This is a genomic window from Tardiphaga sp. (assembly GCF_041424195.1).
Classification (GTDB): domain Bacteria; phylum Pseudomonadota; class Alphaproteobacteria; order Rhizobiales; family Xanthobacteraceae; genus Tardiphaga.
The window spans coordinates 19,361-45,336 of the sequence record NZ_JBGMOE010000172.1; the positions used below are offsets into that span (position 1 = coordinate 19,361).

The 25,976-nt window shown below is 61.3% G+C and carries 21 protein-coding genes and 1 tRNA gene; 14 read left to right on the forward strand and 8 right to left on the reverse strand.

Annotation, left to right across the window (positions count from 1 at the left end):
• Nucleotides 1-32 precede the first annotated feature (32 nt).
• The 4 genes from ACEK02_RS23380 to ACEK02_RS23395 form a co-directional block, all read right to left on the reverse strand.
• Nucleotides 33-875, reverse strand: a complete 843-nt coding sequence (locus tag ACEK02_RS23380) for a TonB family protein (RefSeq protein WP_371423928.1) — start codon at nt 873-875, stop codon at nt 33-35.
• Nucleotides 872-1,309, reverse strand: coding sequence for a TonB system transport protein ExbD (gene exbD / locus ACEK02_RS23385; RefSeq protein ID WP_371423929.1), 438 nt, complete (start codon nt 1,307-1,309; stop codon nt 872-874). Before exbD ends, ACEK02_RS23380 begins: the two co-directional genes overlap by 4 nt.
• Before the next feature lie 3 nt (nt 1,310-1,312).
• Nucleotides 1,313-2,113: a tonB-system energizer ExbB gene (exbB, locus tag ACEK02_RS23390; RefSeq protein ID WP_371423930.1), complete on the reverse strand. Its 801-nt coding sequence runs from the start codon at nt 2,111-2,113 to the stop codon at nt 1,313-1,315.
• A 130-nt stretch (nt 2,114-2,243) separates the two neighbouring features.
• A complete protein-coding gene (locus tag ACEK02_RS23395) occupies nt 2,244-4,322 on the reverse strand; it encodes a TonB-dependent receptor (protein ID WP_371423931.1) in 2,079 nt (692 codons plus the stop codon).
• 321 nt (nt 4,323-4,643) lie between these two features.
• On the opposite strand from ACEK02_RS23395, the gene ACEK02_RS23400 reads away from it, so the two are divergent.
• The 8 genes from ACEK02_RS23400 to ACEK02_RS23435 all read left to right on the forward strand — a co-directional run bounded on the left by ACEK02_RS23400 (nt 4,644) and on the right by ACEK02_RS23435 (nt 13,104).
• Nucleotides 4,644-6,263: an ABC transporter substrate-binding protein gene (locus ACEK02_RS23400; RefSeq protein WP_371423932.1), complete on the forward strand. Its 1,620-nt coding sequence runs from the start codon at nt 4,644-4,646 to the stop codon at nt 6,261-6,263.
• Between the two features lie 103 nt (nt 6,264-6,366).
• Nucleotides 6,367-7,380 carry an ABC transporter permease gene (locus ACEK02_RS23405; protein WP_371423933.1) on the forward strand — a complete coding sequence of 338 codons (1,014 nt, stop codon included), beginning with the start codon at nt 6,367-6,369 and terminating at the stop codon, nt 7,378-7,380.
• 10 nt (nt 7,381-7,390) lie between these two features.
• The gene (locus ACEK02_RS23410) at nt 7,391-8,311 is read left to right on the forward strand and encodes an ABC transporter permease (protein WP_371423934.1); all 921 of its coding nucleotides are present in this window, start codon (nt 7,391-7,393) and stop codon (nt 8,309-8,311) included.
• 208 nt (nt 8,312-8,519) lie between these two features.
• Nucleotides 8,520-10,361, forward strand: coding sequence for a dipeptide ABC transporter ATP-binding protein (locus tag ACEK02_RS23415; protein ID WP_371423935.1), 1,842 nt, complete (start codon nt 8,520-8,522; stop codon nt 10,359-10,361).
• Nucleotides 10,362-10,382: 21 nt separating this feature from the next.
• Nucleotides 10,383-10,562 (forward strand): DUF4089 domain-containing protein, encoded by a 180-nt coding sequence (locus ACEK02_RS23420; protein ID WP_371423936.1) that lies wholly within the window; start codon nt 10,383-10,385, stop codon nt 10,560-10,562.
• Nucleotides 10,552-11,967, forward strand: coding sequence for an AtzE family amidohydrolase (locus ACEK02_RS23425; protein WP_371423937.1), 1,416 nt, complete (start codon nt 10,552-10,554; stop codon nt 11,965-11,967). The genes ACEK02_RS23420 and ACEK02_RS23425 overlap by 11 nt, the downstream gene beginning before the upstream one ends.
• Nucleotide 11,968: 1 nt before the next feature.
• A complete protein-coding gene (gene hpxZ / locus ACEK02_RS23430) occupies nt 11,969-12,367 on the forward strand; it encodes an oxalurate catabolism protein HpxZ (RefSeq protein WP_092148911.1) in 399 nt (132 codons plus the stop codon).
• 50 nt (nt 12,368-12,417) lie between these two features.
• Entirely contained in the window at nt 12,418-13,104 is a 687-nt protein-coding gene (locus ACEK02_RS23435; protein WP_371423946.1) for a GntR family transcriptional regulator, read from the forward strand.
• Nucleotides 13,105-13,122: 18 nt separating this feature from the next.
• Here ACEK02_RS23435 and ACEK02_RS23440 read toward each other — a convergent pair whose 3' ends face one another.
• Nucleotides 13,123-13,533 carry a DUF3175 domain-containing protein gene (locus ACEK02_RS23440; RefSeq protein ID WP_371423938.1) on the reverse strand — a complete coding sequence of 137 codons (411 nt, stop codon included), beginning with the start codon at nt 13,531-13,533 and terminating at the stop codon, nt 13,123-13,125.
• A 231-nt stretch (nt 13,534-13,764) separates the two neighbouring features.
• Between ACEK02_RS23440 and ACEK02_RS23445 the strand changes: the two genes are divergently transcribed.
• From ACEK02_RS23445 to ACEK02_RS23465, 5 genes are all read left to right on the forward strand, one after another.
• Nucleotides 13,765-15,243, forward strand: a complete 1,479-nt coding sequence (locus ACEK02_RS23445; protein WP_371423939.1) for an MFS transporter — start codon at nt 13,765-13,767, stop codon at nt 15,241-15,243.
• Nucleotides 15,244-15,253: 10 nt separating this feature from the next.
• Nucleotides 15,254-16,069: a trehalose-phosphatase gene (otsB, locus tag ACEK02_RS23450; RefSeq protein WP_371423947.1), complete on the forward strand. Its 816-nt coding sequence runs from the start codon at nt 15,254-15,256 to the stop codon at nt 16,067-16,069.
• A 158-nt stretch (nt 16,070-16,227) separates the two neighbouring features.
• Nucleotides 16,228-17,700, forward strand: a complete 1,473-nt coding sequence (locus tag ACEK02_RS23455; protein WP_371423940.1) for a trehalose-6-phosphate synthase — start codon at nt 16,228-16,230, stop codon at nt 17,698-17,700.
• A gap of 223 nt (nt 17,701-17,923) precedes the next feature.
• Nucleotides 17,924-18,013, forward strand: a tRNA-Ser gene (locus ACEK02_RS23460).
• Between the two features lie 915 nt (nt 18,014-18,928).
• Nucleotides 18,929-21,127, forward strand: a complete 2,199-nt coding sequence (locus ACEK02_RS23465; RefSeq protein ID WP_371423941.1) for a hypothetical protein — start codon at nt 18,929-18,931, stop codon at nt 21,125-21,127.
• 369 nt (nt 21,128-21,496) lie between these two features.
• Here ACEK02_RS23465 and ACEK02_RS23470 read toward each other — a convergent pair whose 3' ends face one another.
• Complete coding sequence (locus tag ACEK02_RS23470) at nt 21,497-23,143, reverse strand: amidohydrolase (RefSeq protein ID WP_371423942.1); 1,647 nt, start codon at nt 23,141-23,143, stop codon at nt 21,497-21,499.
• Between the two features lie 244 nt (nt 23,144-23,387).
• Here ACEK02_RS23470 and ACEK02_RS23475 point away from each other — a divergent pair, with 244 nt between their 5' ends.
• Nucleotides 23,388-23,771: a nitrile hydratase accessory protein gene (locus tag ACEK02_RS23475; RefSeq protein WP_371423943.1), complete on the forward strand. Its 384-nt coding sequence runs from the start codon at nt 23,388-23,390 to the stop codon at nt 23,769-23,771.
• A gap of 110 nt (nt 23,772-23,881) precedes the next feature.
• On the opposite strand, the gene ACEK02_RS23480 is transcribed toward ACEK02_RS23475, so the two are convergent.
• Both ACEK02_RS23480 and ACEK02_RS23485 read right to left on the reverse strand, forming a co-directional pair.
• Nucleotides 23,882-25,084 carry a serine hydrolase domain-containing protein gene (locus ACEK02_RS23480; RefSeq protein ID WP_371423948.1) on the reverse strand — a complete coding sequence of 401 codons (1,203 nt, stop codon included), beginning with the start codon at nt 25,082-25,084 and terminating at the stop codon, nt 23,882-23,884.
• Between the two features lie 197 nt (nt 25,085-25,281).
• On the reverse strand, nt 25,282-25,479 hold the full coding sequence (locus ACEK02_RS23485; protein WP_371423944.1) for a hypothetical protein: 198 nt from the start codon (nt 25,477-25,479) through the stop codon (nt 25,282-25,284).
• Between the last annotated feature and the right edge of the window lie 497 nt (nt 25,480-25,976).

Here is a 25,976-nt window from a genome sequence, read left to right on the forward strand (position 1 = left end):
CTGTATAGAAAGGGGGCGATCTTCGCGAGCTGCTAACGAAGGTCATATCGCAGCGGAACGTTGAACGAATCCGTGCCACCGATCTTTTCCGGTGGAAATGGTGGAAAGGGCTGTGCCCGGCGAACCATGGCCAGTGTTTCGGCATCGAGCGCTTGATTTCCGGAGGATCCCAGAAGGCGAGAAGACACCACGCGACCGCCGCGATCGAGTGTAAAGGCAATCCTGACAATCGCCGTGCCTGACTGACCGGTGCGGGCACTCTGGGGGAATTGCTTGAAGCGTTGCAAGTGTGATTGAACGAGCTGATTGTAAGACGCAGACGCTGCCCTGGAGGCACCGGCCGCTGCCGCCGATGCTGCCGGCGCGATACGCTCAGCGCGCGGCGCTGCAGTGGTCCGCGGTGCAGCCGGCGTATCGCTTGGTTTCTTTTTGACCTCGGCGCGTACCGGTTTCGGCCTGGGTTTCTCAGGCGCCGGCTTGGGCGGATCGGGGGCAATCTTGGCGGGCTCCGGCGCCGGCTCGGCCTTCTGCTCGGGCGGTGCCTCGACGACCGGCTTCTCCATCAGCGGCGTCGGCGGGATCTGCTCTTCTGCCTGCTTCTGCTGAACCGGTTCAGGCGGCGGCTCGGACGGCGCTTCCGACTGCTGCATCTCGGGGCCGGGTGCGACGTCGAGCGGCTGTGTTTCCGGCGCAGCAGTCGCCGGCGCCATGTCGATCATGATGGCGGGAATTGCGACGCCCGGCGGGTTTGGTTGACGATACCACCAGATCCCGACGGCGATCAGGCCGGCATGGATCGCGATAATGGCCATGGCCGAACCAGCCCAACGAAGACGGACGCTGTCGGTCGGCGCATGCAGCGCAAAGACGTTCATGGTGCAGAGGTTCGTCCGTCGAGGCCGACCAGTGCGACCTTGAGATAACCTGCATTGCGCAACAGGTTCATCACGTCCATCAGGTCGCCATAGCTCACGACCTTGTCCGCGCGCAGGAAGATGCGCTCATCCTTGTTGTTCTTGGTCGCAGCATCCAGCGTGCCGCTCAGCGTATCGCGCGGGATGATGTCTTCGCCGACGGCGATTGTGAGGTCGGGTTTGACGGTGACGAAGACCGGCTTGTCGGGACGCGGCTGCGGTTCTACGGCGCTTGCCGGCAAATCGACACCGAGATCGACCGTCGCCAGCGGCGCTGCCACCATGAAGATGATCAGCAGAACCAGCATCACGTCGATGAAAGGCGTCACATTGATTTCGTGATTGACCTCGAGGTCATCACCGCCGCTTGGGCGTCCACCCAGTCTCGTCGCCATGATCTATTCCGCCGCGCGCGAGATCGGCAGGCCGCGACGGCCATGATCGCGGCTGATCAGCAGCATGACTTGCGCCGAGGCGTCACCCAGGAGTGCGCGATAGGTCGTGATGTTGCGGACGAGCTGGTTGTAGATGATCACCGCCGGAATGGCCGCAACGAGACCAAGCGCCGTCGCCAGCAACGCTTCGGCGATGCCAGGCGCGACGACCGCAAGGTTGGTGGTCTTGGTTTCCGAAATGCCAATGAAGGCGTTCATGATGCCCCAGACCGTTCCGAACAGGCCGACAAAGGGCGCAGTCGCACCAATCGTTGCGACTACGCCGATGCCGCGGGCGATACGCCGCGACATCGCCTGCTCGACGCGCTCGAGCCGGAGTGCAATGCGCTCCTTGAAGCCGTCATCGAACAGTCCGTGGGATAGCGCAGTCTCGCGAACCGCCGAATGAATCAATTGCGCCACGGGATCGCGGGCATCGGCGCTGTCGCGCTCGACCTGTGCCAGTGTCGTGTCGCTCTCGAGTATTTCGAGGCGCCGCTTGGCGAAGCGTGTTTCGCGGCCGAGTTCGATGGTCTTTGCGAGCCAGACCGTCCAGGTCACCAGCGAGGCGATAGCAAGACCGATCATGACGGCCTTCACCACAATGTCGGCATTCATGAACATGCCCCATGGGGACAGGTTATGTGGCAGCAAATTGTGTGGCAGCAATGCTTCCGCGGTCGCGGCCATGGCAGCCTGGGGAACAGCTACAGTTCCGAAAACCGCGACGAATGCAGCAGTGAGGAGAGATCGGTATGTTGTCATAGAGGCTGCATTCCGTCGGTGGAAGTTTGCATTTGTGGGCTGCTGATCCAGAATAGCTTTGCGGGCGAAGGATGTCGCCCTCCGGGGGCGAGTTGAGGCCTAAACTGGAGCGATTCCAAGGTCATTGGGCTCAAAATCTCATACTCGTGAAGAGCCGCACGCCGCGTCCGGGCTGCAGCACCTCCGCCTTCTTGAAGGAGATGTGGTTGCGGACCTGCTCGTCGAGCAGATTGTCTCCGGTGACGCCGAAGGTGATGTCTCGCAGGCCACCGTCGACCTTCGCGAATATGTGGGTGTAGCTCACCTCCGCCTTCAGCAAGTTGTAGCCGGCGGTCGACGTTTCATTGAGCGCAATGTCATCCTGCGTGAATGCATGCAGGACACCCAGACGTGCATACCATTCGGCGCTACGCCACCAGATGCCGCCGCCAACGCGCATCGGTGCGATGCGCGGAACATTGCTGCCATCGGCAAAGGTCGCGCGGACCACGTCGAACTGGGTATCGATCCCGAACATGCCGTCGCTGAGCGGCGTCACATCGAGTTGGGCCATCAGCTCGGCGCCGCGAAAATTCGCATTCCGCTGGCCATAGGCCACTTGTAGCAGCGGGCCTGTCGCGCCGCAGCTTGCGAAAGTATCGGTGCAGAAATTGCCGGTCACCTGTTTGAAAATGAAATCGAGATAGCGCGTGTAATACAGGCTCGCCTCAAAACGAAGCTGGCCGGTGCTGCGCCTCAGGCCGACTTCGACCGATTCTGCGGTTTCGATTTTCAGATCCGGATTACCGATGACGAAGGTGCCGGATGCGCCGTCGGAGCCGCGCGAATAGAGTTCCGGCGCGGCCGGTGCGCGCTGCGCTCGCTGGACACTCAGATTGGCGACCATGTCCCAGGGCAGTGATTTCAGTAGCCCGAAGCTGAAGCTCTTCGGCGTGAAATCGCGCGTCGCTGCGGTTTCGGAGAATGTGTCGGGCGGGGGCAGGAAATTGCCGGGGAAAATCGGCGCCATGCCGGACACCGAAAGATGTTCGATGCGGCCGGCGGCCTGGAATTTCAGGGTGTCCGAGAGCTGCAATTGTTCGAACACGAAGCCCGCAGCCGTGTCTGTATTGGTGGGCGCAAGCAAGCCGCCGAGCAGGCCGGCAGTGCCGAGCTTGCGATTGCTGGCCTGCACGCCCCAGTTTCCGGTCAATGCACCGAGCGGCGTTGCGACCGCGGCGTGGTCCAGTTCGAAGCGGCCTTCGACTTCCTTGTTGGTGATGGTGTTTTGCACGCCATCGACGCCATTGCCGCCGATGCCGAGCTCGTTATGCTTGTAGTCGCTGACGCCGAACGTATAGCGGATCGCAGCGATGCCTTCGGTCGGCGCACGCCATTCGCCCTTGCTGGTCACCTTGGTCTGTTCGAGATCGACGCGAGTCCGCGACGCGGATTCGGCGATGCCGGGGATATGATACAGGCTGGTGATGTGCTGGATCGCGGTGCCGATATAGCCGCCATCGAAGATGTAGGAGCCGCCGACCGATTGGCCCTCCGAGCGGAGTCTCGTATTGGCCTGTACGCCGCCGCCGGGAATTCTGTAGTCGCCGGCGCTGCGGCCGAAGGCGTCGACGTGAATGGCGACGTTGTTGCCTGACGCATCGATGCTGGCTGCGCCGTCGATGCTGCTATCCACCGAGGAGCCGCCGCCCTTGATACGTGCGCTGAAATTGTCGGGGACCAGGTTTTCCGGAATGCGGTTGTTGCTGGCATTGACGACACCGCCGATGGCCTGATTGCCGTAGCGCAACGTCGCCGGACCGCGGATCACCTCGATCTTGTCGGCGGACAGCGGATCGACCGGGACCTGATGGTCCTGGCTGAAATCCGACGCGTCCTGGCTGCCGATGCCGTTCTCCTGGATGCGGACGCGATAGTCGTCGAGGCCGCGAATGTTCGGCCTGCTTGCGCCCGGCGCAAAGGTCGATGCCGCGATGCCGGGCTGGGTCGCCAGCAGGTCGGCGATGGACGCCGAGGTCGTGCGCTGCAGGGCGTCGCCGGTCAGCAGGGTGGTGGACTGGAAGCCGTCAGCTTCTTTCTGCCGCTCGGCGCTAACCACGATTTCCGACAGCGTTTGCCCTTCCTGGGCCTTTGCCTCGCCAATCCAGACCGCTGAGAGGCACGCCGCCCCCGTGATCGATGCCGTCGACCCCCACCACTTCAAACTCACGCCATTCCCCAAATGTTCTGATCTGATGCAAATGCTAATGCGAACTATTCGCATTAGTGAGTTGGAACCGGTGTATGTCAAGCCGTAGATCGATCGAGCAACGATGAGGCAGGAGCTCAAGAGAGGCCATAAAATGTGCAAGGCCATATCTTTGTATGCAATTTCAAGCTCCGCCTGAGTAGGCGGGTCGTGAGGGCATGCTGGAAAAATATCAGTCTAATCAGTCGCATAAATGGAGATTAGGCCTTCGTTAAGCTCTGGCACGAAGTTTGCGATGTCTGTTCCCAAACCGATCTGTTCGCGCCTTTTGGGAGAGCAAAAATGAAGCGTCGTGATTTTCTGAAAACCGCCACAGGCGCCGCGGCCGGCGCCATGGTCTCCGGTCCGGCGATCTTTTCGCCAGCCAGGGCGGATGCCCGGTCCGAAACCCTGCTGATCGTTTCCGAAAGCGGACCCAACAATCTCGATATCCATGGCGTCGGCACCAACGTGCCCGGCTATGAGGTATCGTGGAACTGCTACGACCGTCTGATCGGCCACGAGATGAAGGCAGGCCCCGGCGGGGTGCCCTATTACGACCGCGACAAGTTCAAGCCCGAACTCGCCGAGGACATGACCATCAGCGACATGTCGGCGACCTTCAAGCTGCGCAAGAACGCCAAGTTTCACGACGGCACGCCGGTGACGGCGAAAGACGTGAAGTGGTCGCTGGATCGTTCGGTCAGCGTCGGCGGTTTTCCGACCTTCCAGATGAGCGCCGGCTCGCTGAAGAAGCCCGAGCAGTTCGTGATCGTCGACGATCACACCGTGCGGGTCGATTTCGCGACCAAGGATCGCCTGACGATTCCTGATCTCGCTGTCATCGTGCCCTGCGTCATCAATTCCGAACTGGTGAAGAAGAACGCCACCGAGAAGGATCCGTGGGGGCTCGAATACACCAAGATGCAGACAGCCGGCGGCGGCGCCTACAAGGTGACCAAGTGGACCGCTGGCACCGAAGTGGTGATGGAGCGCAATGACGACTGGGTCTGTGGTCCGATGCCGAAGATCAAGCGCGTGATCTGGCGCATGGTGCCACAGGCCGGCAACCGGCGTGCGCTGCTGGAGCGCGGCGATGCCGACATGTCCTATGAACTGCCCTACAAGGACTTCCAGGAGATCAAGGCCAACGGCAAGCTCGATGTCGTGTCGCTGCCGTTCTCCAACGGCATCCAGTATATCGGCATGAATGTCACCAAGCCGCCCTTCGACAATCCGAAGGTGCGCCAGGCGGTGGCCTATGCGCTGCCCTATCAGAAGATCGTCGATGCCGTGTTGTTCGGTCTCGCCAATCCGATGTTCGGTGCATCGGCCGACAAGCCCACCGAAGTCGCGTGGCCGCAGCCGCACAAATACAACACCGACATGGCCAAGGCGAAGGCATTGCTCGCGGAGGCCGGCTATCCCAACGGCTTCGAGACCACGATCTCGTTCGATCTCGGCTTCGCCGTGGTGAACGAGCCGCTCTGCGTGCTCGTACAGGAAAGCCTCGCGCAGATCGGTATCAAGACCACCATCAACAAGATCCCCGGCGCCAACTGGCGCACCGAGCTGAACAAGAAGGAGATGCCGCTCTACACCAACGTGTTCTCCGGCTGGCTCGATTACCCCGAATACTTCTTCTACTGGTGCTATCACGGCGACAATTCGGTGTTCAACACCATGAGCTACAAGTCGCCGGAGATGGATAAGCTCATCAACGGTGCGCGCATCGCTGCCGCAACCGGCGACAAGGCAGCCTATGATGCCGACGTGAAGGGCTTCGTCGATCTCGCTTTCACCGACATGCCGCGGATCCCGCTGTACCAGCCCTATGTCAACGTGGCGATGCAGAAGAACATCTCGGGCTACCAGTACTGGTTTCACCGCCGGCTCGATTACCGGGCGCTGGTGAAGGCGTGAGCGGGCGCGTAGCAAATGGGGAGTAGCGAATAGTGACAGAAAACATCCTGGCTCCATTCGCCATTGACCATTCGCCATGCGCGCGAACCGACGGGAGCTCCGCATGCTGAGCCTGATCGGCAAACGCCTGATGTTCGCGATCCCCTCCCTGATCGGTGTCGTGATCGTCACGTTTCTGCTGACGCGCGCGCTGCCCGGCGATCCCGCGGCCTATTTCGCAGGGCCCTCGGCGGACAAGCAGGCGATCGAGGAAATCCGCAAGAAGCTCGGCCTCGACAAGCCGCTGATCGAGCAGTTCTTCCGCTATACGGCGGACCTCGCCAAAGGCGATTTCGGCAATTCGCTGACCACCGGCCAGCCGGTGGCCACCGAAATTCGCAATCGCCTGCCGGCCTCGGCGGAGCTGACGCTGCTGGGCCTGTTCGTCTCGGTCGTGATCGCCATTCCGCTCGGCATTCTCGCGGCCACCCGGCCGGGCTCGTGGATCGATCACCTCTGCCGGGTGACGACGACGGCCGGCGTGTCGCTGCCGGTGTTCTTCACCGGCCTGGTGCTGGTCTATGTGTTCTATTTCAGGCTGGGCTGGTCCCCGGCGCCGCTCGGACGACTGGATGTGTTCGCATCGACGCCTCCCAATGTGACCGGCTTCTATCTGATCGACAGTCTCATCGCCCGTGACTGGGAAGCCTTCAGGTCCGCCTTCAACCAGTTGATCCTGCCGACGGCGACGCTGGCGATCTTCTCGCTGGCGCCGATCGCGCGCATGACCCGCGCGTCGATGCTGGCGATCCTGTCGTCCGATTTCGTCCGTACGGCCCGCGCCAGCGGTCTGTCGCCGCGCGCCGTGATCGTCACCTATGCGTTCCGCAACGCCATGCTGCCGGTGATCACGACGCTGTCGATGACGTTCTCGTTTCTGCTCGGCGCCAATGTGCTGGTCGAGAAGGTTTTCGCCTGGCCGGGTATCGGCTCATACGCGGTGGAGGCCCTGATTTCGTCGGACTTCGCGCCGGTGCAGGGCTTCGTTCTGACGATGGCCGTCATGTATGTGCTGATCAACCTGTTCATCGACATTCTCTACGGCGTGATCGATCCCCGCGTGCGGCTGGAAGGCTGAGGTGTAAACCATGAACGCTGTCACGCCTGTCGATTCCGAAGCCGTTCTCGCGCCGAAGCCGGCGCCCGCAAAGCGCACATCCGGCCTTGCCGCGACGCTCTCGCACACGCGCTACATTCTCGGCGAGAATCGCGTCACGGCTTTCGCCTTCGGGCTGCTGGTGCTGATCGTCTTCGCCGCGCTGGTCGGTCCCTACATCGTGCCTTACGATCCGCTCGCCAGCGACACGGCGCAGGCGCTGACGGCGCCGTCGGCGGCGCACTGGTTCGGCACCGATCAGCTTGGCCGTGATATTTTCAGCCGCGTCGTCGTTGCGACCCGGCTCGATTTCTTTATTGCCATTGCCTCGGTGGCCCTCGTCTTCGCCATGGGCGGTCTTGCCGGCATCGCCTCGGGCTATTTCGGCGGCTGGACCGATCGCATCGTCGGCCGCATCGCCGATACGATCATGGCGTTCCCGCTATTCGTGCTGGCCATGGGCATCGTCGCTGCGCTCGGCAACACCGTGCAGAACATCATCATCGCCACGGCCATCGTGAACTTCCCGCTTTATGCGCGTGTCGCGCGCGCCGAAGCCAATGTCCGCCGCGAGGCCGGCTTCGTGCAGGCGGCCCGGCTGTCAGGCAATAGCGAGCTGCGCATCCTGCTGGTGCATATCCTGCCCAACATCATGCCGATCATGATCGTGCAGATGTCGCTGACCATGGGTTACGCGATCCTCAATGCCGCTGGCCTCTCCTTCATCGGTCTTGGTGTCCGCCCGCCGACCGCGGAATGGGGCATCATGGTCGCCGAAGGCGCGTCCTTCATGGTCTCGGGCGAATGGTGGATCGCGCTGTTTCCCGGCCTCGCGCTGATGATCGCGGTGTTCTGCTTCAACCTGCTGGGCGACGGTCTGCGCGACATCGTCGATCCGCAGCGGAGGACGTGACGATGCAAGCACCCTCCGTTCGCTTTCTTAACCTCTCCCCGCTCTGCGCGGGGAGAGGTCGACGCTCGCGTAGCGAGCGGCGGGTGAAGGGCAGGGCACTGACCTCGCCATCAATGCGGGTGTTTGCGGATCGCAAGAGCCCCTCACCCCAACCCTCTCCCCGCAAGGGCGGGGCGAGGGAGCCTACCGCGCACGTGGAGACATCGGCATGACCGCTCAACCGCTTCTCGACGTGAGCGATCTCACTGTCGAATTCGCTACACGACGCGGCATCGTCAAGGCCGTGCAGCACGTCAATATTTCCGTGGCCAAGGGCGAGACGCTGGGCATTGTCGGCGAATCGGGTTCGGGAAAATCCGTGACGTCCTATGCGGTGATGCGCATTCTCGACCGCGCCGGCAAGATCGCCGAAGGCTCGGTGATGTTCTCCGGCGTCGACATCAAGGGCGCAACCGAGAACCAGATGCGCGATCTGCGCGGCCGCGAAATCTCGATGATCTTCCAGAATCCGCGTGCGGCGCTGAATCCGATCCGCAAGGTGGGCGATCAGATCGAGGACGTGCTCCGTCAGCATGCACAGGCGGGCAGCGGCACCCGCGCCGAAAAGGCTATCGAAGCTCTCGAACAGGTCAAGATCGCACGTCCGCGCGAGCGCTATCATGCCTATCCGTTCGAACTTTCGGGGGGCATGTGCCAGCGCGTGGTGATCGCTCTGGCGCTGGCCTGCAATCCACAGCTCCTGATCGCCGACGAGCCGACCACCGGCCTCGATGTCACGACGCAGAAAGCGGTGATGGATCTGGTCGTCGAGCTCACCAGGAGCCGCGGCATGTCGACGATCCTGATCACTCATGATCTCGGTCTTGCCGCTGCCTATTGCGACCGTGTCGTGGTGATGGAGAAGGGCAGGGTGGTGGAGACGGCGCTGTCGGCCGATATCTTCGCCAATCCGCAGCACGCCTATACCAAGAAGCTGATGCAGGCGACCCCGCGGCTCGGCGTCTCGCTGCGCGATCTGCTGCCGGCCGAAGAACGCGCGGCGATGCCGGTGTTCACCGCAGCGGGCACCTCCTTAACCTCTCCCCGCTTGCGGGGAGAGGTCGACGCGCGCAGCGCGTCGGGTGAGGGGGAGCCGGCGAGTGAATCTCTGACGCTCCCTCACCCGAACCCTCTCCACGCAAGCGGGGAGAGGGAGCAGATTGCCGCTGACGCCGCACCTCTCCTCACCGTCGAAAACCTGGTCAAGGAATATGCCCGCCAGGGCGCGACCGCCTCACTTGCCAGACTGTTCTCGCGCAAGCCGCCGACCGAGCCCGATAAGTTCCGCGCGGTTGACGGCATCAGCTTCACGGTCGGACATGGCGAGAGCGTCGGTCTTGTCGGGGAATCCGGCTGCGGCAAGTCGACGACGTCGATGATGGTGATGCGGCTGATCGATAAGACCTCGGGTCGTATCTCGTTCGACGGCGATGAGATCGGTGAGATCGCCCCGAATGCCTTTGCGCGGTTGCCGCTGCGCAAGAGCATCCAGATGGTGTTTCAGGATCCCACCGACAGCCTCAATCCGCGCTTTACGGCTGCGCGGGCCATCGCCGACCCGATCATGCAGCTCGGCGATATCAAGGGTTCCGATGCGCTGCGTGCAAAATGCGAGGACCTCGCGCGCCAGGTCGGCCTGCCGCTCGAATTGCTCGATCGCTTTCCGCACCAGATGTCCGGCGGCCAGAAGGCGCGCGTCGGCATCGCCCGCGCCATTGCGCTGCAGCCGAAGCTGATCATCCTGGACGAGCCGACCGCCGCGCTCGACGTGTCCGTGCAGGCAGTGGTGCTGAACCTGCTGCAGGACCTCAAGCAGTCGATGGGGATGAGCTATTTGTTCGTATCGCACGATTTGAATGTGGTGCGTTTGCTGTGCGATCGTGTCATCGTGATGCGCACGGGGCGGATCGTCGAGCAGGGCCTGACCGAGGCCGTGCTGGATGCGCCGCAGGATAACTACACGAAGGAACTGCTGTCGGCGATCCCGCATCCGCCGCTGCCGGTTCATTGAGACGAGATCGAGAGAGGGACCGTGGCCGAACCGCTTGATGATTATATCGACGCCGTCGCCGAGGCGTTGGGACTGCCGATCGAAGACGCGTGGAAGCCGTCCGTCCGTGCCAATCTCGCGGTGACGCTGAAGATGGTCGGCATGGTCGATGAATTCCCGCTGCCAGATGAAACCGAACCGGCGAGCATCTATGCAGCTTGATCCCGTTATCACCTCCGAAGGCGATTGGCGCCCGGCGTCGGACATCGCGCAGGCAGTCGCCGCAAAGAAAATCCGGGCACTCGCGGTCACTGAAGCGGCGCTTGCGCGGATCGCGCAGCATAATCCGGTCCTGAACGCCTTCACCGACGTGACTGCCGACCGCGCGCGCGCCACGGCGAGGGCGCTGGATGCCGCAATTGCCGCGGGCAAAAATGTCGGCCCGCTCGCGGGCGTGCCATTTGCGGTGAAGAACCTGTTCGATGTCTCCGGCCTGCCGACCCGCGCCGGCTCCAAGATCAATCGGGATCGCCCGGCCTCGACCCGTGATGCGACGCTGGTCGAGCGCATGGAGGCCGCCGGCGCCGTACTGGTCGGCGCGCTCAACATGGGCGAATACGCCTATGATTTTACGGGCGAGAATATCCACGACGGGCCGTCGCGGAATCCGCATGACGTGACCCGGATGACCGGCGGCTCTTCGGGCGGCTCCGGCGGCGCGGTCGGCGGCAGTCTCGTGCCGATTGCCCTGGGGTCGGACACTAATGGCTCGATCCGCGTGCCGTCGTCGTTCTGCGGCATCTTCGGCCTGAAACCGACCTATGGCCGGCTGTCGCGCGCGCGCTCGTTTCCGTTTGTCGCGAGCTTCGACCATCTCGGCCCGTTCGCGCGATCGGTCGAAGACCTCGCGCTGGCCTACGACGCCATGCAGGGACCCGATGCCGAGGATGCCGCGTGTTCAACCCGCGCCATCGAGTCGGTGACGGCGCTGCTGGCCCAGGACATCGGCGATCTCAGAATCGCTCCGGCTGGCGGGTACTTCCGCAAGAACCTGTTTCCGGAAGCTCGGGAAGCCGTTGCCCGCGTCACCAGAGCGCTCGGCGTGACACGCGACGTCGAATTGCCCGAGGCCGCGCGCGCGCGTTCCGCGGCCTATGTCATCTCGACCGTTGAGGGCGCCTCACTGCATCTGGATCGCCTGCGCACGCGGCCCAATGATTTCGATCCCGCGGTGCGTGATCGGTTGCTGGCCGGCGCCATGGTGCCGGCGCCGCTGGTCGACCGTGCGCAGAAATTTCGTCGCTGGTACCGCGCGAAGGTGCTCGACCTGTTCAAGGACGTCGACGCGATCATCGCGCCGGCAACGCCCTGCATCGCGCCGAAGCTGGGGCAGGCGACTTTCCTGCTCGACGGCGTCGAGCTGCCGGTGCGCGCCAATATCGGCATCCACACCCAGCCGATTTCCTTCATCGGCCTGCCCGTCGTCGCCGTGCCGGTGCCGCTCGATCCGATGCCGATCGGTGTGCAGATCATCGCGGCGCCGTGGCGGGAAGACATCGCGCTGCGCGTCGCTTATGCATTGGAGCGGGCCGGCGTCGTCGCCGCTCCATCAGCAAAAGGGTTCTGATATGGAAATTGATCTGCCGGACGTGATCGCCGAAGTGGGCGCAGCTTTCGCACGTTATGAAAAGGCGCTGACGACCAATGATACTGCGGTGCTCGGCGAGTTGTTTCGCAACGATCCGCGGACGATCCGTTACGGGATGGGTGAAAACCTCTACGGCTATGACGAGATCCAGGCCTTTCGGGGTGCACGCTCGCCGGTCGGTCTGATGCGACGCACCGCACGCACCGTGATCTCATCCTATGGCCGCGACACTGCGGTCGCCTCGACGCTATTTTATCGCGACACGGCTCCGGGTAAGGTCGGCCGACAGATGCAGACGTGGATCCGCTTTCCCGAAGGCTGGCGAATCGTTGCGGCCTCTGTCAGCCTGATCGACGAACCGCAGGGCGCCAAGGGATGAGCTTCGACGACATGCTGATCCAGCCGGGCAAGCCACGCCGCAAGGCGGGCATGACCGGGCCGGTCAGCCGGGTTGATCGCGCTGGTGCGACCACCGGCAAGATGACGCGGGCCGAAGAACTTCGCTTGCAACTGGCCGACGAGATCGTACGCGGCGTGCTGGCCCCCGGCGCCTCTCTCGACGAGACGGATCTGGCGCAACGTTTCAATGTCTCGCGGACGCCGGTTCGCGAGGCGCTGCGCCAGCTCACGGCAAGCGGACTTGTCGACGCGCGCGCGCATCGCGGTGCCGTCGTGGCGCAGCCGTCGGTCGATCGTCTTACCGGGATGTTCGAGGCGATGGCCGAACTCGAAGCGCTGTGTGCCGGGCTTGCAGCCGAACGGATGCCGGCGGTGCAACGTCACGGGCTCGAGGCGATCCATGAAGAGCTGCGGGTGCTGAGCTATGATGGCAACCCGGATCGCTTTCACGAAGTGAACGAACGCTTTCACAACGCGATCTATGCGGGCTCCCAGAACGAATATATCGCGGAGATCACCCTGGCGACGCGGGTCCGCGTGCAGCCGTTCCGGCGCGCCCAGTTCCGCAATCTCGGCCGTCTCGCCAAGTCGCAGGCCGAGCATGATCGCGTCGTCGTCGCCATCATGCGCGGCGATCGCAGCGGCGCGGCGGCTGCCATGCGCGCCCATATCGAACTGGTGCGCGGTGAATACGAGCATTACGCGGTGTCGCTGTAGTCTCGCTTTGGCCGCCGGTCATGCGCGGCCGAATTGATGCTTCAGCTCGGCCTTGGCGCGTTCGAGCCGTCCGAGCTGGGTCTTCGGCAGGTTCTTGCCGGCGCGGTTGATATAGAAAGTCAGCATCGACAGCGCCGAGCGATAGGCACCGGCCTTGCGGCGTGTGCTGTGCTCCGCCGAGCGCTTCAGGGAGATCGCGATCTCTTTCGGATCGCGAAGTTTGAACACGCCATGTTTCAGATCAAGCGCATCGCTTGTGTCGGTCACATGCTGCGACCAGCGCTTCGGCGATTTCGATGATCCCGCCTGTTGCCTGGCTGGAGTTCTGCGCGAAGCGGTCTTTCTTGCAACCTTCTTCTTTGCGGTTTTCGCTTTCGATGCCTTTCGTGTGCCTGTCTTGGGCGATGACACTTTGCGACGATCGGCCATGATGATCTCCTCAGATCGGCATTTTTCCCGTCAACGGGTGCAGGCGAGACGCGTTCCCGCAGGCAAGGCGGAACCATCGGCGACGCCGGTGGTTTATTCAGGGTGAGTTTAAACCGCCGGACACCTGGAGCCCGTGCCGGAAAGCGTCGGGATGTTTGGCGTTTTCAAGCCATGTTTTAAGGTCTTGCCACAGCCGAGGGGCCCCAACACCATGCTTCAGGCCAGTGCGGCATGCCCCGTATAAGCAGCGCGGCCATCCTGGCGCCCGAGACGGCAGCCAATGAAAATCGCATTGTCGAGACGGATATTCCTTCGCGTCTCGACGCATTGCGATGGAGCGGCTTTCACACGCGTGTCGTTCTGGCCCTGGGCATCACGTGGATCCTCGACGGTCTTGAGGTGACGCTGGCGGGCGCGCTGTCCGGCGCGCTGAAGGAAGATCCGGCGCTGAAGTTCTCGAACTTCGATGTCGGCTTTGCCAACAGCGCCTATCTCGCTGGCGCCGTGATCGGCGCCTTGGGATTTGGCTGGCTGACGGATCGTATCGGTCGGAAGAAACTGTTCTTCATTACGCTTGCGCTTTATCTCACGGCGACGGCCGCGACGGCGCTGTCATGGAATCTTGTGAGCTACGCCCTGTTTCGATTCCTGACGGGCGCCGGCATCGGCGGCGAATATACCGCGATCAATTCGACGATTCAGGAGCTTGTCCCGGCGCGTTATCGCGGCTGGACCGATCTGGTGATCAATGGAAGCTTCTGGCTGGGCGCTGCCATGGGCGCCGTTTGCGCCATCGTGTTGCTGGACCCCGCAGTGATCTCGCAATCCTATGGCTGGCGGCTGGCCTATTTCACCGGTGCTGTCCTGGGCCTCATCGTGCTGTTCATGCGGATGTGGATTCCGGAAAGCCCGCGCTGGCTGATGATCCACGGTCAGCCGCAGCGCGCCGAAGAGATCGTGGCCGATATCGAAACCTCCGCGGACCAGAAGGCCAAGCCATCTGCTCTGTCCGTGCTGCCGAAGATCAGGCTGACGATGCGCCATCATACGCCGCTGAAGGACGTCGCACGGACGCTGTTCGTCCTGTATCGCCAGCGGTCGCTGGTCGGACTTGTGCTGATGGCGTCACAGGCGTTTTTCTACAACGCGATCTTCTTCACCTATGCGCTGGTACTGACGGATTTCTTCGCCATCCCGTCCAACCATGTCGGCTGGTACATCCTGCCCTTTGCCGCAGGCAATTTTCTCGGGCCGCTGCTGCTTGGCCGGCTGTTCGATACGCTTGGGCGCCGCTTCATGATTGCAGTCACCTACGGTGTGTCGGGTGTGTTGCTCGCGATCTCCGGCTATCTGTTCTCGATCGATGTCTTGAGCGCGCAGAGCCAGACCATCGCCTGGATGGTCATCTTCTTCTTCGCATCGCCGGCGGCGAGTGCGGCCTATCTCACCGTCAGCGAGACTTTCCCGATCGAGGTCCGCGCATTGGCGATCGCTCTGTTCTACGCCATCGGTACCGGGATCGGCGGCGTTGCCGGGCCGGCGCTGTTTGGCGCGCTGATCGACACCGGGTCCCGCAACAGCGTGTTTGCCGGCTACCTTTTTGGCGCTGTCCTGATGATCGCGGCTGCGATCGTCGGCTGGCGCTATGCCATCGCAGCGGAACGCCAGCCGCTTGAATCAGTTGCACGGCCGCTGGCCGTAGTGGAGTAGTCTTATGAACATGCCTCAGAAAATTATCGAAATTCCTGTCGACGATGCGCCGCATTCCGAAGAGGTGCTGTATCCGGGTGCGGAATTGCCGCGGCTCAGCGATTGCGCGCTGCTGCTCGATATCGACGGTACGCTGCTCGATCTGGCGCCGACGCCGCGTGAGGTTTGGGTGCCGCCGGATCTGGCGACGTCCATGGGCAAGCTGCTGCAGCGCACGAATGGCGCCATGGCGCTTGTCTCAGGCCGTTCGATCAACGACATCGATCTGATTTTCGCGCCGATGCAGTTTCCGGCGGTCGGTGGTCATGGTGCCGAGATGCGACTGTCGGCAGAGAATGAATCGGTTGCGGCCGGTGCGCCGCCGATGGACAAGGAATTGAAGCGTCGCCTTGCTGCCATTGCGAAGTTGAGCCCGGGGATTCTGCTCGAGGACAAGGGCTATGCGCTCGCGCTGCATTACCGCCTCGCGCCGCATGCGGAGAAGGCGATCTATGATGCGGTCTCCGCAATCCGTGCAGACCTGCCGAATGCGCCGATTGAAGTGCTGCCCGGCAAGGCTGTCTGCGAGATCAAGCCGGCTGGTGTGACCAAGGCGACGGGCGTGATCGAGTTGATGACGCACGAGCCGTTCAACGGGCGTCGTCCGATCTTTATCGGCGATGACGTTACCGATGAATCGGTATTTGCGATCATGCCCGGCATGAATGGTCTCGCATTCTCCGTCGGCCGCCGTGCGCAAGGTGTGTCGGGTCACTTCGACGAGCCGCGCGATGTGCGTGCGTGGCTTGCACGTTTGTTGATCGACGATGCAGCGAAATCGAAATAGCGGCGCGCAACGCCACCCATGCTGACGTGAATGGAACCCGTTGAAAGGGTGGTTCCATTGTCGCATGCCCGAATTTGGTTTCAATTGGGTCGAATGGTGACGAGGAACCATATTGATGAACGGACGTTTATCAATGTGTGCAATCAGGAGGGGACCCTGTGAATCTCGTCGTCGTCTCAAACCGTGTATCGCGCGCCTCGGCGAATGAGCCGATGACCGGCGGTCTGGCAGCAGCGTTGTTGCCTGTGGTGGAGAACTCTGGCGCGATTTGGGTGGGTTCCAGCGGTCGTGTGCGCGACGGCGCGCAAAAGGAGCCGTTTGCAGAAATAGAGGCGCTGGGCGCCGGTGCGCTGGCGATGCTCGATCTCCCGGCAGCACATTATGGCGGTTACTATGAAGGCTTCGCGAATTCAGCGTTGTGGCCGGCCCTGCATTCCCGCACCGATCTGATCCGGACCTGTCACGACGATTATCAATCCTATCGCGAAGTGAACTCGTTTTTTGCACGCGCGCTGCTGCGGTTCCGCAAGCCGGATATCGCGTTCTGGGTTCAGGATTACCATTTCCTTGCGCTCGGTGCAGAATTGCGCGCGCTTGGCGTGACGCATCCGCTTGGCTTCTTCCTGCACACGCCCTGGCCAACGCGCGACATTTTCGGCGGCGTGCCGCATCATCGCGAACTTGTCGAGGCGATGCTCGCTTACGATCTGATCGGCTTCCAGACCGAAGGCGATCGCGACAACTTCCTGTCCTATGTCGATGGCGAACTGTGCCTGGACACGACCGGTGGCGTGGTGATGTCGCGCTATGGCGCGTCGCGCTGCGCCGTGTTTCCGATCGGTATCGATCCCGCAAAGTTTGCTGCGCATGCCGCCAAGGCGGCGTCGCATCCCGATGTGTCGCGTCTGCGCCGCAGCCTGAACGGCGAGAAGCTCGCCATTGGCGTCGACCGCGTGGATTATTCAAAAGGTCTCGTCAATCGTATCGAGGCGTTCGACCGCATGCTGGAGCTGCAGCCGCAGTTGAAGCGCACGGTGTCGTTGCTGCAGATCGCAACGCTGTCGCGCGGCACGATCGAGGCCTATGGCGATCTGCAGAGCCAGCTTGCGAAACTGGTGAGCGATGTGAACGGGCGCCACGGTGAAGTCGACTGGACGCCGATCCGCTATCTCAACAAGGGCTTCAGCCAGACGGTGCTCGCTGGCCTCTATCGCACCGCGCAGGTCGGTGTGGTCACCCCGCTGCATGACGGCATGAATCTGGTTGCCAAGGAATATGTCGCTGCGCAGAATCCGGTCGATCCCGGTGTGCTGGTGCTGTCGAAATATGCCGGTGCCGCCCACGAACTCGACACGGCCCTGCTGGTCAATCCGCATGACGTTGACGGCATGGCGCGCACCATCGCGACTGCGCTGTCGATGCCGTTGCTGGAGCGCCGCATGCGCTGGGAAGCCATGATGGCGAAACTGCGCGCCAGCACCATTCAGGACTGGTTCGCCGATTTCGTCCATGCGCTTCAGCAGGCCCATGCCGCCAATGACAAGATGCCGGTGGATACGCTGCCGGTCGAGCCGCCTGTCCTCTGGCCGGTGCGGTCGCTGGGCGCCGGGGCCGGGAGCCGATTCCACTGATCGGCTGGGCCGGTCTGCCAGACAATGCGGTCCTTCGTGGTCTGCTGGCGCCCGGATTGCTGCGCCGACGCGTCCCAGGCCGATTCGCCGCTCGCCAGGGCGGCCAGGCCGCCCCCAGACTCCTCCGAATTCCCTATATCCTTCAATAATTTGAGAAAAACCGCCCGGGCAACCCGGCGGTCCCTTGCAAATCTCGCTCCAGCCCGTCATGAGAAGGCGCGCCGGAGAGATGGCCGAGTGGCTTAAGGCGCACGCTTGGAAAGCGTGTGTGCGGGAAACCGTACCGTGGGTTCGAATCCCACTCTCTCCGCCAGTTACTCTCCATATCTTATTGAAAGTGTTGATGTAATTGTCCCTTGTTTCAAGGGCGTGCCAGATTATAACCACCCCTCCTTTTCGGCTGACATTCGATTTATCTCCCCTCAAATAAATCGAATAGGCGAATTGCGGAGATTCAGGCCGTGCAGGCGAGCCCTGTACTGGCATGTCCCTCAGATTAGAACGGGGGCATGAGCAAACGCCCCAGAGGTCGGCCGAAAGGGTCAACCGGAAAAGCAGCCTTACTCAGCTCTGCCCAAGTTCGAGACGCGCTAGTATGTGCCCGGCGTTACGGAAGGCACGCCAGCCGGCCGAAGTCGCTCTAACGCTTTCGATCGAATTGGGCCTGTGGGCGATCGAGTTGGCCGCACTGACGTTCGGAGACGTGTATCGTCCAGAGGGCGAGTTCGCCCCACGATCTCGATCAAGCCGGCTTACTCGGCGACTGAAGCGAGCATCATCCATATCGACATCGATTCGCCGAAGCTTCGCGGGCTTCTTGCTGACTATCGCGAGAAGGAATTCGGCAGTCACGGAGGAGCTGATTGCGTCCCGCTCTTTCGATCTCAACGCGGTGGGTGTCTGACAGCAGCGTCAATGGCACGGTTCATAACTGGGCTTTACCATCGAGCAGGAATTGCGGCTGGAAGTTCTCGGTCGGGTCGGCGGACACTGTTAGATCGACCTAATCGATGAGTGGTCGGCACGAGCTCCCGCGCTGCAAGGCCAGCACTACGCCGTCGGTTCTTCCTGTCCGCAATGCGACGCCTGACTTGGACGTCCATTCGAATTGCATCAAGATATTTAAGTTAGCGATTGCGGGGATCTGAGTTTCTCAATACTACCTGAGGTAGGGGATTGGCGAAAGCTCAAGTCGTTCTGCCAATATTAACGTTCTGGGGGGGGCGGAATGCCAATTAAGTTGCCGTTAACGGTGCGTGTTTCAAAGTCGATCTTTATTGCGACAATCGTATTATTTCCAACCGTTTCTCTATCCCAAGACTTCGGGGGGATTGCCGGTGCCCTAATTCATGGTGCAATTAACGCTCAACGTCAGCAGCAGTATCAAAATCAGCAGCGACGCCCGCGACATCGTTCGAACGAAAACGATGAAGCCGTTTCTCGAGTAGAAAAAAACAAAAAGAGTGACGGGAAAAAAGCTGAGGCTCAACAGGAGCGCGAGGCATTTTTAAAAATAGTACCCGCGGTGAAGGATTTGATCGAAGACGCATCGACGTTCGTCAAACAAAATCCCACCAATCCGAAGCTTGTCACTTTTGTTAAAAAGATCAGCGGATTAAATTCGGCCCTTGCCGCTGAAAATCTGCCGAAGCTTAAGCCGCTTATGGAAGACCTCGTCGGCGACCTGAGGCACGAGCCCGGTTACGAAAAACTAGAAGCAGCTAGAAGCGAACAGAAACGAATGGAGGCTGCTCGCTATCTGCCGGAGCTGACAAAGACTGCCAAGCAACAGCAGGCTTTCATCCGTTACTACATTACAAACAATCCGACCGCACAATCTACGAGCGCATTCATTCCGCTGCTTGATGCTTTTGACCAAAATCTCAAGTCGCCCGATCTTGAGAAACTAAAGGCCTTGACCAGCAAGGTCGATGTTTCGATCCGCGAAGCCTCTCTTCAGGACGATTTTGTTAAATCAAAGAATGTTCTTGTAGACCAGGCCGCGCAGCCGACAGAGCAGCAGGATCAGCTTAAGTCGCCTGACCAAGGCCTGTCCAAGTCAGCGAAAAACACGATCGACGAGAACGTGCTTCGAAAGACCGCAAAAAATGCATTCCTCGTTGATGGGGATCCGCGGGACTTTGTCTTTCTTTATAACTCTTCGCCTCAAGCGCCGCATCTCACGAAGAACTTGAGTGGCGGAGTCGTATTCGAAAATGACCAGGCCGCAGCTTGTTTGTACGAACCGAATTATGACAGTGCGCAGAGCGCCCTATTGAGACAAAGACTGCTTTCCAAGTATGGCTTGCAGAAGCTGAGCATCGATGCGAGCGAGTGCCCCAGAAATCGCCTGTCGGCATACGATATCGTTGCCGTCGAGCGCGGCCGCTTTCTGCAATTTTCGCCGGAAATCAAGATCGCCTTGTATGCCGAAATTGAGAATGGCTATTTCAGGCACCTTGAAACAGTGACTGCGGAGCAGTTGGCCGCGTACATGGCTGATAAGAAGAAAGCTCAAAATAAAATCATAGCCGACATCGAAAACGGTTCCGGCGGGGGTTATGGCATCGTTTATGGCAGGACCGCTGTGAGCGCGATATGCCTTGTCATTAAAGACATGGAAAGCGGTCATCGGCAGCTGTTGCAAGACAAGGTTGAATTGACGACCGCCGAAATTACCCTGAAGCCGACGCTCGATGACGCTTTTAAAACGTTTCAGCGCGATGGGTGCCAGGCGATCTATTCCTCGAGCGTCACACTTAAAACGCTCGTGACTGCATTAAAGAACGACAATACCGAATACTCCATTTCCCCCCTTTGGAACAGCGACGAAGAAATTCAGCAGGCCGACAATACTGCGCAAAACAAGAAGGAAGTTGCTGAGAAGGAAAGGGTGATTCGCGAAAACAAGCGGAAAGCTGATGAAGATTTGAGACGGACAACGAGCGCGGAGCGAAGCGCAACAGCGAAAAGCCAGCAAGAGGCATTGCAATCGCAGTTTGGAAAAATTGCGGCCGCTACGTCAGCTGCGATTGCTCAGGACGTTCGCGATTCCACCGATGGCCGGGCCGACTGGCAACAAGGCAAGGCATATGCTGCCTTTCCAAAATTTGTAGTGTCTTATCAAAACATGCTTCGGAATCATTGGGAACTGCAGTCCTTCAACTCTGAGATATCCGATTACGGGCGAGCGGTTTGGCAAGGGAGAACCATGGAGGCGGGTTTCTCGATCATCAACATTCGACTTCGAAATCGAATTCTTGGCGAATACACGGATGTGTGCCGTATTTTTGGCCAGTTGAATGACGCGGAATTCAATATGCAGAGGGATCCGGTTGAGATGAGCTGCGACCAGGCCGCTCAACTGACCTCATGGAAAAAGGCCCGAGATTTTCAAAGCCAATGGCTCGTACAGCCGCGATCTTGAACTTGGTCACGCGGTGGAGCCGTTCGTCTTTAGCCGATGTCGACGGTCGCAAGATGCGCCTCGATCTGCATGTGCCAATCCATCGGGTGCAGGTGCGAGGGGGACCCATCGTGGACAATTTCACGATTTGACCTACGCCTGCGGCGACCGCCGCATCGATCAGGGCGATCTCGTTGGCAACCTGCCGAGGGGACGTGCCATGAGCCAAAAACAGCCTGTCGGCGCCACGCAGAGCTTCGTCGAGGGTGGCTAGCGCATCGAAATCGACTGCCGCGATGGTAGCGCGAACGGATATCCCCCTATGCGTCTGGCGCTTCAGCTCGATGTCGAGATCCGCACGATTGCACGGCGCAGCATTTCGCGCGCTCCCTATTCGGCTGCCACCGCGATCTGACCGAGCCTGTCGAAGACGACGTCGCCACCCAGAATGGTGAGGTCGCAGCGGGTGTCCGTCTCGACCTCCTCGGGCGCGCAGGTGAAGACGTCGTGGCTGAGCACGGCGATGTCCGCGAGCTGGCCCGGCACAAGGCGGCCGACACGCTCTTCGGCGAATTGCGTATAGGCACCGAAATAGGTGTAGGCGTGGATGGCTTCTGCCATCGACAGCTTCTGCCCTTCGCCCAGCAATGTATGGCGGTTGGACATGCGCGTGGTCATCGTGAACAGGTTCTTGAACGGATCGGTGGTGGAGACCGGCGCATCCGAGCTTGCTGCCGGATGCAGACCTGCGTCGAACCACTTGCGCATGGGATAGGCGACGTCGGTGCGGGCCTGGCCGAGATTGGTGATGTAGAGATCGCCGAACTCATACATGAACACCGGCTGCGGCACCGGATCGATGCCCGATGCAGCCATGCGTGCGATCTGGCCGTCGCTGAGGAAGCCGCAATGTTCGATGCGATGGCGGCGGCCGAGGATTGGCTTCTCCGCCGTTGAGGCTTTCTCGATCCCTGACAGAACCTGCTCGATGGCGGCGTCGCCGATGGCGTGGATGGCGAGCTGGTAGCCGAGATTGTGATAATGCGCGAGATAGTCGTGCATTTCCTTGTCGGTGTAGCAGAAGATGCCGCGGTTATCGGGATCACCGACCAGATACGGCTCGCTCATCGCGGCGGTGAGGCCGCCGGCGCTGCCGTCGCCGAACACTTTCATCGCGCCGTAGCGCAGCATGCCGACCTCGCGCCCGAAGCGATAACCCGCGGCGTGTGCCTGATCGCCGATGCCGTCGGTGTTGCCATAGATGCAGACCCAGGTGCGGATCGGCAGCGCGTTCGATTTCGCGAGATGCTCATAGGCATCGATCTCGTCCATGCCTGCGGACATGCCGACGGCGGCGTCCATCACGCTGGTGAAGCCCTGCGACAGCATGAAGCGGCCGGCGCGGTCGATCGCGTCGCGCAGGCGCTCGGCGCCCGGCTTCGGAGCGGCATCGACGATCAGGCGCAGCGCGCGTTCCGCGAGCAGGCCGGTGAGCTTGTTGTCGCGGCGCTCGATCATGCCGCCATCGGGCTGCGGCGTGTTGTGGCCGATGCCGGCCGCGCGCATCGCCTGGGTGTTGATCACGGCGACATGGCCACAGGTGCGCTTGAGATAGACCGGATTGTTCGGTGCAACCTGATCGAGCTCTTCGGCAGTGGGGTGGCGCTTTTCCGCGAGTTCGTAATGGTCGTAGCCGCGGCCATTGATCCATTCGCCGGGCTTGGCGGTCCTGGCCTGTTCGGCGACGCGGCGCAGGATCTCGCCGATGCTGTTGGCACCGGTCTCCGGCCGCAGGTTGATTTCGGTCATGGTCAGGCCGAGCGGCAGCAGATGCATATGCGCATCGTTCAGGCCCGGGATGGCGGTGCGGCCGGCGAGTTCGATGATGCGCGTCCCCGGGCCGGCAAGCTCGGCGATGGTCGCTGCGCTGCCCGTGGCCAGTACGCGTCCCGATGCGATCGCGATGGCTTCGACGAAACCTTCGTTGAGACCACAGAACACGCGTCCTCCGGTCAGGATGAGGCTCGGCTTTTCCATTGCTACTCTACCTTTTATTCACGGAATCGATTGCAGCGACGGGTACGCCAGAAATAATCGGCGGAGCAAGATCGCAGATTGTGCAGTGTGAGCCTGCAGACGGTGCAACCTGCGGCATATCGCGCTTTATGCCGGAATTTTTCTCGCAGGACAGGAATTGGACACCTGCCATGCGCGTCACGCAGCGACATTTGCGTGAGGCGCGTGTCGGTGTAGGGTTCTCCGAATGTCCGGAGTCGATGTGATGACGACCAATACTCAAGCTGCAACCCGTGCGACGGTCGAAATCCCGAGCATCCCCCGTGACGCCGAGGGTCCGGTGTTTCGCGAGCCGTGGGAGGCCCAGGCCTTTGCCATGGCCGTGACGCTGCATGAGCGCGGCGTGTTCACCTGGACGGAATGGGCTGCGGCGCTGGCTGCCGAGATCAAGCGCGCCCAGGCCGGTGGCGATGCCGACACCGGCGAGACCTATTACCGACACTGGCTGGCGACGCTGGAAAATCTGATCGCCGAGAAGGGCGTGACGACGGCGGATGCGCTGCATCGCTATCGCGATGCGTGGGATCACGCCGCCGATCGCACGCCGCATGGCCAGCCGATCGAGCTGACGCCGGCGGATTTCCACTAGCGCGCAGGATGGGTAGAGCGCAGCGAAACCCATCGATTCCCTGCGCGACAGTTGACGGGTTTCGCTTCGGCGCTGTGCGCCTGCGCTCTCCCCATCCTGCGCGCTGAAGACTACGCCAGCGCCTTCACCAGTGCATTGAAGAACGCATTGTCCGCCACCGCCGGGTTCACCATCGTCGGTGGCTTCGACCGCGCGCTCAGCACCACGCAGATCACGCGATGCCTGGGATTGATATACATCAGTTGCCCGAAGATCCCGCGTGCGGTGAAAGCGCCGTCATCGAGCGCGCCGTCCGCGCCCGGTACGATCCACCACATATAGCCGTAATCGACGCGCTGGCCGTTGATATCACGCGCGGTGCCGGCCGCACGCATCCAGCCTTCCGGCAGCACGCGCTCTCCATCAATCACGCCGTCATCGAGAATGAAGCGGCCGAAGCGTGCATAGTCGCGCAGGGTGGCAAACATCCCGCTGCCGGCGACTTCGAGGCCATCAGGGGCTTCCAGCCACCAGCATCCATCAGCTTCCATGCCGAGCTTCGACCAGATCTTCTCGGAAAGATAGTCGCTCAGCCATTTGCCGGTGGCCGCCTTCACCAGCGCGCCGACTACATGGGTGTCGCCGGTCGAGTAGCACCATTGCGTGCCGGGCGCCGCGGCGCGCGGACGCTCCGCCATGTAGCGCATGATGGCGCCGGGCTGCTGGGCCACCTGCAATTCGAGCATCTTGCGGCGTTCGGACTGTGCGTCGGTCTGATCGTCGCTCCAGCGCACGCCTGACGTCATCTGCATCAGCGTCTTCACGCTGACACCCTCGAAGGCGGTGCCGGAAAATTCGGGAAGATAAGTCACCAGCGGATCGTCGACGCTCTTGATGTACCCGTCCTGGATGGCAGCGCCGATCAGTGTGGTGCTGAAAGATTTCGCCATCGACATCGACAGCCAGCGCGTCGATGCCTCAATACCGAGATCGTAATGTTCGAGCAGAACCTCGTCGTCCTTCATCACCAGAATTCCGGCGACGCGGTTGCGCGAGACATAGTCGTAGATGTCGTAACTCGCGCCATTGGAGACGATCGGAAAGTCAGGCAGCGTGTGCTTGCTATAGATCAGCGGCCGCACCGGTGCGCGCGCCTTGATGGTGCGCGTCGCGAAATTCATCTCGGGTGTGACGAAGGTCCGCAGGTGATCAATCGGCATCGACTTGCCGGCATAGGATCTGACGATCGCGTCGGTTGCAGTCGGGGTCTCTGTCGCGGAAGCCCGACGAATGGTGCTGCCGGCTTCGCCTGCACCCGGCGCCTCATGTGTCACAGTCAACGGTCTGTCCTGTATCCTCGGGCGCGTCGATACGCCTGCAGATTTACTATGGCAGGGCAGGGGGGCTGTCGAGGGTGCAGAGGTTGAAACGCGCGGTGCGCCGGGATCACCGGCGAGTCCCGTTTGATCCCGGGATCACCTGCGCATCACGCTGATTTACGTCAAACCGTTCCGGGATGCTGATGCGACAATCAGCGGACCGCCGTCGTGTTCGAACTGGTGAGCGCGGTCGGCTGGCCGGCCTTGATGATCCGGGCCGTCTGGGTGCCGTCGCTGGTGCCCGTGCGGGCGGCGATGCCGAAAGCTGCCACCGCGATGCCGGCAACCAGGGCGACAACGACGATCTTCAGATGCGTGCTGCGGTCTGCGCTGTGGATCGAGTGGTTCATGGCGGCCTCCTGCCGTCTACGCGGCTACCTGTTGCGTGGAGGTGTAGTCCCGGCCGGTTTCCAGCCGATGGCGTCCATGTAGAAAATTGTTTCGTGGATGCGGAGATTTGTTTCGTCGCGTAACCGGATACGTACGAACAGGGCGTTTCAGGTCGCTCGGCGGTACTGCGTCACCCCTATTATTCGATGCCGGGAACGACGCGTATGGCCGGGATCGCCGCAAACATTTTTTCCTATTCTAGTTGACAAAATACTCATACTGATTATTTTCCCCTTGTCCTGCCCCACCGAGAGGGGCGATCGCGATCGTCACGATTGCGGGGCGGGATGCGGTGGACGCCGGAGATGCGGCGTCACGGGATGTGTGGGTACCGGCTGTCTGCGGGCAGGCCGCATCGCCTGTGGTCAGGATACCACTGGGACAGGCGGCACGGCTTGCCTTCGGATGGAACGGGCCTGCGGATCAAGTGACGGACGACCAGATTCGAAACGCGTCC